A 6,149-nucleotide genomic window follows, 5' to 3' on the forward strand; every position below is an offset into this window, starting at 1 on the left:
ATGACCGACAAGAGCAAGGTGTTTGTCTACCCGAAGGATGTCAGCGCCTTCGGCTTCGACTGGGGCAGGCTGTCGTTGACGGTGGCTCCCGAGGTGAATGGTGCTGCGCGCTTTTCCGGCGGCGTCGTCGACCTGCCGTCCGGCAAGGGCCACACGCGCCACAACCATCCGGGCGCGGAAGAGATCATCTTCGTCATATCAGGCAATGGCGAGCAGATGGTCGAGGACGAGGACGGCAATCCGGTCGTTGAGAAGGTCGGCCCCGGCTGCACCATCTATGTGCCGGAAAGCCGCTTCCACTCGACACTGAACACCGGCGATGCGCCCATGCAGCTTTTCGTCGTCTATTCGCCGGCCGGGCCGGAACTGGCGCTGCGCGACCTGCCGGACTTCAGGCTGCTGCCGCCGGGTGGGAAGTGATCTCTGCACACCCGCCTCCTTGTTTGCGGCAGGGCTAATCGCATTTGTAGTTGCCCCCTCATCCGGCCGCTTCGCGGCCACCTTCTCCCCGAGGGGAGAAGAGATAGACGCCGTCGCTGGCGATCTCCTCTCCCTCCGGGGAGAGGTCGGATTGTCCCGAATTGCCCTTTGCAATTCGGTTGGCAATCCGGGTGAGGGGGCAGCGCCTTCATTGCAGTGCTGTCAAACCCCGCCCCGGTTCCAGCCCCTGCCCCGGTCGCCGAACATGACGTAGCCGCTATCGGTGACCGCCAGCGTGTCCTCAAGCTTGATGAAGCCGCGCGTCGGGTGGAGCATCGTCGTCTCGACCGAGAGCACCATGTTTTTCTCCAGCGGCTCTTCGGCATAAGTGCCTTCATAAGTCACCGGATGGTTGGTCATCAGGAACGGCGCCTCATGGGTGATCAACCCCATGCCGTGGGCGAAGAAATCGGTATACGGCGCGACCTTCGACGCTTTCAGCACGCCTTCCGCGTAGGATATCATCTCACCACCCAGCGTGCCGGCGCGCACCATGGAAAAGGCCGCCTGCTGCACCGCCTCGACTTCGGCCAACAGATCCTCGAGTTCGGCATCCGGCTCGCCCAAAATGCCCATGCGGCAGAGGTCGCCGATATAGCCGTGATAATTGCCGCCGGAATCGATCGACATCACCTCGCCCTTCTTCCAGGCCTGCGGCGAGCCGGCGCGGTTGTGGCTGGAGCCGAGCGTCAGCAGGCAATATTCGAAATGCGCGCCGCGATTGGTCTCCTCGCGCCGCAGCTGCTCGATGATCTCGGTCTTGGTCGTGCCTTCGCGGGCCCAGGCAATGGTCGCCAGCATGGAATCGGTGATCAGTTCGGAGGCGATGCGCAACTTCTCCAGCTCCGCATCCGTCTTGATCGCCCGCATCCGCTCCAGCATGTCGGTCGCATCGACAAGCCTTGCATCCGGCAGCGCCTTGCGGATCAGCGTGTAGGCGTCAGACGGCAGGAAAGCCGGCTCGATGCCGATGCGGGCGTCGCCCTTGCCGATTTTCGCCAGGTGCTCGACCGCGAGATTGGCGGCGTCGAGCGTGCCCCAGCAGGCGGCGTGCAAGGTCGGCGTCCAGAACGGGTTGTTCTGGTGCTCGGCGCCCTCCATGCGGTTGCCGATATAGGCGGCGTGGTCCGGGCCGCCCTTCTCGTAGACGACAACAGGCAGATAGCGGCTGTGGCCGATCGCATCCATGGCAGCGAAGAAGATGAACTTGTAGCCGCCAAGCAGATACTGCGTGTTGTGCTTGGAGGTGGCGAGCAGCACATCGATGCCGGCTTCCTCCATCAGCCGGTCGACCCTGGCATGATCGAACGGGATGGTGCTGACGGCATTCTTGCCCGGAACGACGTTCATCTTTCTCTCCCTGAATTCCCTGACCGGCCGATCGGATCGCGGCAGTCTCCAGTCTGGTCTTACCGAGACAAGTCTGGTCCTACCAGATAAGGTCGGATTGAACCGCTTCCCTGTAACTGGTCCAGCGGACGAAATTTTCAAAGCCACATGAGGATGCGCCAAATCCGTCGCTGGCGAAACCCTCGGCAAGGCTCATAATCACCCTTGCAAGGATGCCGTCCGGCGTCCGAGGGTAGTGGCCACCCGGCCGAGTGGCTGAGAGGGACGGAGTTCGATCATGCCAGAGGTCACAATTTCCAGACGCAGCGTGCTTGCCGGTTCGGCACTCCTGCTGGCTTCGACGGCGCTGCCGACGATCGGCTGGGCACAGACGCCGAAGAAAGGCGGGCGACTGGTCGTCGCCGCCGATTCTGAGCCGCGCAACCTCAATCCGGCGATCGTCGCGTCCAACGGCGTCTTCTTCATTTCGAGCAAGATCGTGGAACCGCTGGCCGAGGCGTCCTTTGACGGCAAGGACGGGCTCGACCCGCGCCTGGCGACAAGCTGGGAGGGCGCCGCCGACGGCTTGTCGGTAACGTTCAAATTGCGCGAGGGCGTCAAATGGCATGACGGCAAGCCCTTTACCTCGGCCGACGTCGCGTTCTCGGCGCTGCAGATCTGGAAGCCGCTGCAGAATCTCGGCCGCACCGTGTTCAAGGATCTGGAGACGGTCGACACGCCGGACGAACTGACGGCGGTGTTCAAATTCGCCAGGCCGACACCATTCCAGCTGATCCGCAACGCCTTGCCGGCGCTGACCAGCGTGGTGCCGAAGCACATCTACGAGACAGGCAAGATCGAGGAGAACCCGGCCAACAATGCGCCTATCGGCACCGGCCCGTTCAAATTCGCCGAACACAAGCCAGGCGAATATTACCGGCTGGAGAAGAATGGGGACTATTGGGGCAAGGACCAGCCTTACCTCGACGAGATCATCTATCAGGTGCTGCCCGACCGCACCTCGGCGGCAAGCGCGCTCGAGGCCGAAGAGATCCAGCTCGCCGCCTTTTCCGCGGTGCCGCTGGCCGATCTCGACCGCATCTCAAAAGTGCCTGGCCTCAAGGTGATCACCAAGGGTTATGAGGCGCTGACTTATCAGCTCGTCGTCGAGATCAACCATCGCCGCAAGGAACTGGCCGACCTGAAGGTGCGCCAGGCGATCGCCCACGCCATCGACAAGGATTTCGTCGTCAAGACGGTGTTCCTCGGCTATGCCGCCACCGCCACCGGCCCGGTGCCGAAAAACGATCCGCAGTTCTATACGGCCGATGTGCCGACTTATGCCTTCGACGTGGCCAAGGCCAACGCCCTGCTCGACGAAGCCGGCTACAGCAAGGGTGACGACGGCAAGCGCTTTTCGCTGAAGCTGCTGCCGGCGCCCTATTTCAACGAGACCAAGCAGTTCGGCGACTATCTGCGCCAGGCGCTCGCCGCCATCGGCATCGAAGCCCAGCTGGTCAACAACGACTCGGCCGCGCATATCAAGGCCGTCTACACCGACCACGCCTTCGACCTTGCGGTCGGGCCGCCGGTGTTCCGCGGCGATCCGGCGATCTCGACCACCATCCTGGTGCAGAGCGGCATCCCGGACGGGGTGCCGTTCTCCAACCAGGGCGGCTACAAGAACGACGAACTCGACGCCCTCATCGCCAAGGCGTCCGAGACGCTCGACCCCGCCGCGCGCACGGAACTTTACAGGGAGTTTCAGAAAAAGGTCGCAGCCGACCTGCCGCTGATCAATGTCGCCGAATGGAGCTTCATCAGCGTCGTCAGGGACACGGTGGGGAATGTCGCCAACAACCCGCGCTGGGCGGTGTCGAACTGGGCGGACACCTATTTGGAATCGTGACACACTCGCGCGGATGAAAATTCGCAGCGAAGTCTGTGTGGAAACTTGGTCAAATGCCGAGTTCCTTCACACCCCCCTCTGTCCTGCCGGACATCTCCCCCGCAAGGGGGGAGATTGGATGTCATCGGCGATTTCGCCAATCTTCAACGCAGCAGGCAGACGAGCCGACGTTGCGGCCAGCCAATCTCCCCCCTTGCGGGGGAGATGTCCGGCAGGACAGAGGGGGGTGCCTGGGCGGGGCATTTCTCACGATCGGCACATCGCCAAGCAGCCGGTGCCGCCATGACCCGCGCGCTTCTCCTCCTTCGCCGTCGGCTCGTCGGCAGCGTCTTCGTGCTGCTGATTGTCGTGATCGGCACTTTCCTTTTGCTGGAAGCCGCCCCCGGTGACGCGGTCGACGCCTACATCGTCTCGACCGGCGGAGACGCCGGCATGATCGAATTGCTGCGCCATCGTTGGGGCCTCGACCAGTCGGCGCTGACGCGGCTGGCGACCTATCTCTGGGCGCTGCTGCATCTCGACCTCGGCCAGTCGGTGACCTTTTCGCGGCCAATCCGCGACGTCATCCTCGAGCGCCTGCCCAACACGCTGCTGTTGATGGGCAGCGCCACCGCGCTCTCCTTCGGGCTCGGCTCGGCGCTCGGCATCTATGCCGGCGCCAGGCCCGGCGGCTTTCGCGACCGCTTGCTGTCGATCGGCTCGCTGGCGCTCTATGCCGTTCCCGGCTTCTGGCTCGGGCTGGTGCTGATCATCGTCTTTGCCGTCGACCTGCGCTGGTTCCCGATCGGCGGCATCGAGAGCATCGCGTCGGGCAAGACCGGCCTTGACCGCTCGGCCGATATCGCCCGCCATCTCGTGCTGCCGGTGTCGGCACTCGGCTTCATCTATCTGGCACTCTATCTGCGCATGATGCGCGCCGGCATGGCCGAGGTCTGGCGACAGGATTTTGTCCTCGCCGCCCGCGCCAAAGGGCTCTCCCGCCGCCGCATCGTGCTCGCCCACGTTGCCCGCAACGCGCTGTTGCCGCTCGTCACGATGCTCGGCCTGCAATCGGCGCAGATGCTCGGCGGCAGCGTCGTCATCGAAAGCGTCTTTTCCGTTCCCGGGCTCGGCCGGCTGGCGCAGGAAGCGGTGGCAGCGCGCGACACGGCGCTGCTGCTCGGCATCATCCTGGTCAGCGCCGTTCTGGTCATCGTTATCAACCTTCTTGTCGACATCGGCTACGCCTTCCTCGATCCGCGCGTCGGCGCCAGCGAGGCCAGCGCGTGAGCCGGCTTCGCCGCTTTCTTCGCACGCCGGAAGCGGTCGCCGGCGCGATCATCCTGGTAGCGCTGTTCGCCATGGCGCTGACAGCGCCGCTGTTCTTTCCCGGCGATCCGCAAGCCATTGCCGGGCCGGCATTGCTGCCGCCCTTTCAGGACTGGTCGCTGCCGCTCGGCACCGACCGGCTCGGCCGCGACGTGCTGGCGGCGCTTCTTCACGGCGCCCGTACCTCGCTGGCGGTCGGGCTGGCGGCGGCAGCCGCAGCCCTTGCCGTCGGCTCGATAGTCGGCACGCTGGCCGGCTTTGCCGGCGGCCTCGTCGACGAGGTGCTGATGCGCATCACAGACGCCTTCCAGACCGTGCCGAGCTTCCTGCTGGCGCTGGCTTTCGTCAGCGTCGTCGGGCCGTCGCTCGGCGTCGTCGTCGCGGCGATCGCGCTCGGCGCCTGGACGGGGCCGGCGCGCGTTGCGCGCGCCGAAGTGCTGTCGATCCGCGAGCGCGATTTTGTCGCCGGCGCCCGTGTCATCGGCATGCATCCGCTGGAGATCGCCTTTCGCGAAGTGCTGCCCAACGCTTTGCCGCCGGTGCTGGCGCTGTCGTCGGTGATCGTCGCCGCGGCGATCCTCACCGAGGCGGCACTTTCGTTTCTCGGCCTCGGCGACCCCAACCGCGTGACCTGGGGCGGCATGATCGCCGAAGGCCGCGCCGTGCTGCGCATCGCGCCCTTCCTGTCGATCATTCCCGGCATAGCACTCGTGCTGACCGTGCTCGGCGTCTACCTCGCCGGCGAAGGCGTCGTCGAAACGGCTGCGGTGAGAAGGAGCCTGTCGTGACGACGCTGCTTTCGATCCGCGATCTGACGGTGACCTATCGCCGCGACGGCAGCGAGGTGGCGGCGCTGAACCATGTCAGCCTCGATGTCGACGCCGGCGAGCGCTTCGCCATCATTGGCGAGAGCGGCTCGGGCAAGAGCGCTCTGGCGCTGGCCATTGCCGGGCTGCTGCCGGGTTCTTCCAAGGTTGGAGGCTCGATCGAGTGGTTTTTGCCATCCTTTGGTGCCAAGGCACCCCCCTCGGTGGGGGGGGGGGGGGGGGGGGGGGGCGGGAGGGGGGGGGGGGGGGGGCCGCCCGGGGGAAAAACCCCCCCCCACCCCCCCCCCCCCCCCCCC

Annotated in this window: 6 protein-coding genes; 5 read left to right on the forward strand and 1 reads right to left on the reverse strand. The window is 65.1% G+C overall.

The window, feature by feature from the left end:
• The gene (locus tag AC0L2R_RS19425; protein WP_473510878.1) at positions 1 to 420 is read left to right on the forward strand and encodes a cupin domain-containing protein; all 420 of its coding nucleotides are present in this window, start codon (positions 1 to 3) and stop codon (positions 418 to 420) included.
• 222 nt (positions 421 to 642) lie between these two features.
• Here the strand turns inward: AC0L2R_RS19425 and AC0L2R_RS19430 are convergent, their stop codons facing one another.
• Positions 643 to 1,830 (reverse strand): M24 family metallopeptidase, encoded by a 1,188-nt coding sequence (locus AC0L2R_RS19430; protein WP_473510880.1) that lies wholly within the window; start codon positions 1,828 to 1,830, stop codon positions 643 to 645.
• Positions 1,831 to 2,107: 277 nt separating this feature from the next.
• Between AC0L2R_RS19430 and AC0L2R_RS19435 the strand changes: the two genes are divergently transcribed.
• The 4 genes from AC0L2R_RS19435 to AC0L2R_RS19450 all read left to right on the forward strand — a co-directional run.
• Positions 2,108 to 3,718, forward strand: coding sequence for an ABC transporter substrate-binding protein (locus AC0L2R_RS19435; protein ID WP_473510882.1), 1,611 nt, complete (start codon positions 2,108 to 2,110; stop codon positions 3,716 to 3,718).
• 282 nt (positions 3,719 to 4,000) lie between these two features.
• Positions 4,001 to 4,987, forward strand: a complete 987-nt coding sequence (locus AC0L2R_RS19440) for an ABC transporter permease (protein ID WP_473510883.1) — start codon at positions 4,001 to 4,003, stop codon at positions 4,985 to 4,987.
• Positions 4,984 to 5,814 (forward strand): ABC transporter permease, encoded by an 831-nt coding sequence (locus AC0L2R_RS19445; protein WP_473510885.1) that lies wholly within the window; start codon positions 4,984 to 4,986, stop codon positions 5,812 to 5,814. Before AC0L2R_RS19440 ends, AC0L2R_RS19445 begins: the two co-directional genes overlap by 4 nt.
• Positions 5,811 to 6,149, forward strand: a 339-nt coding sequence (locus AC0L2R_RS19450; protein WP_473510887.1) for an ATP-binding cassette domain-containing protein, incomplete at its 3' end; no start/stop codon positions are given. The genes AC0L2R_RS19445 and AC0L2R_RS19450, both read left to right, overlap by 4 nt.

The organism is Mesorhizobium sp. WSM4820 (assembly GCF_055811075.1).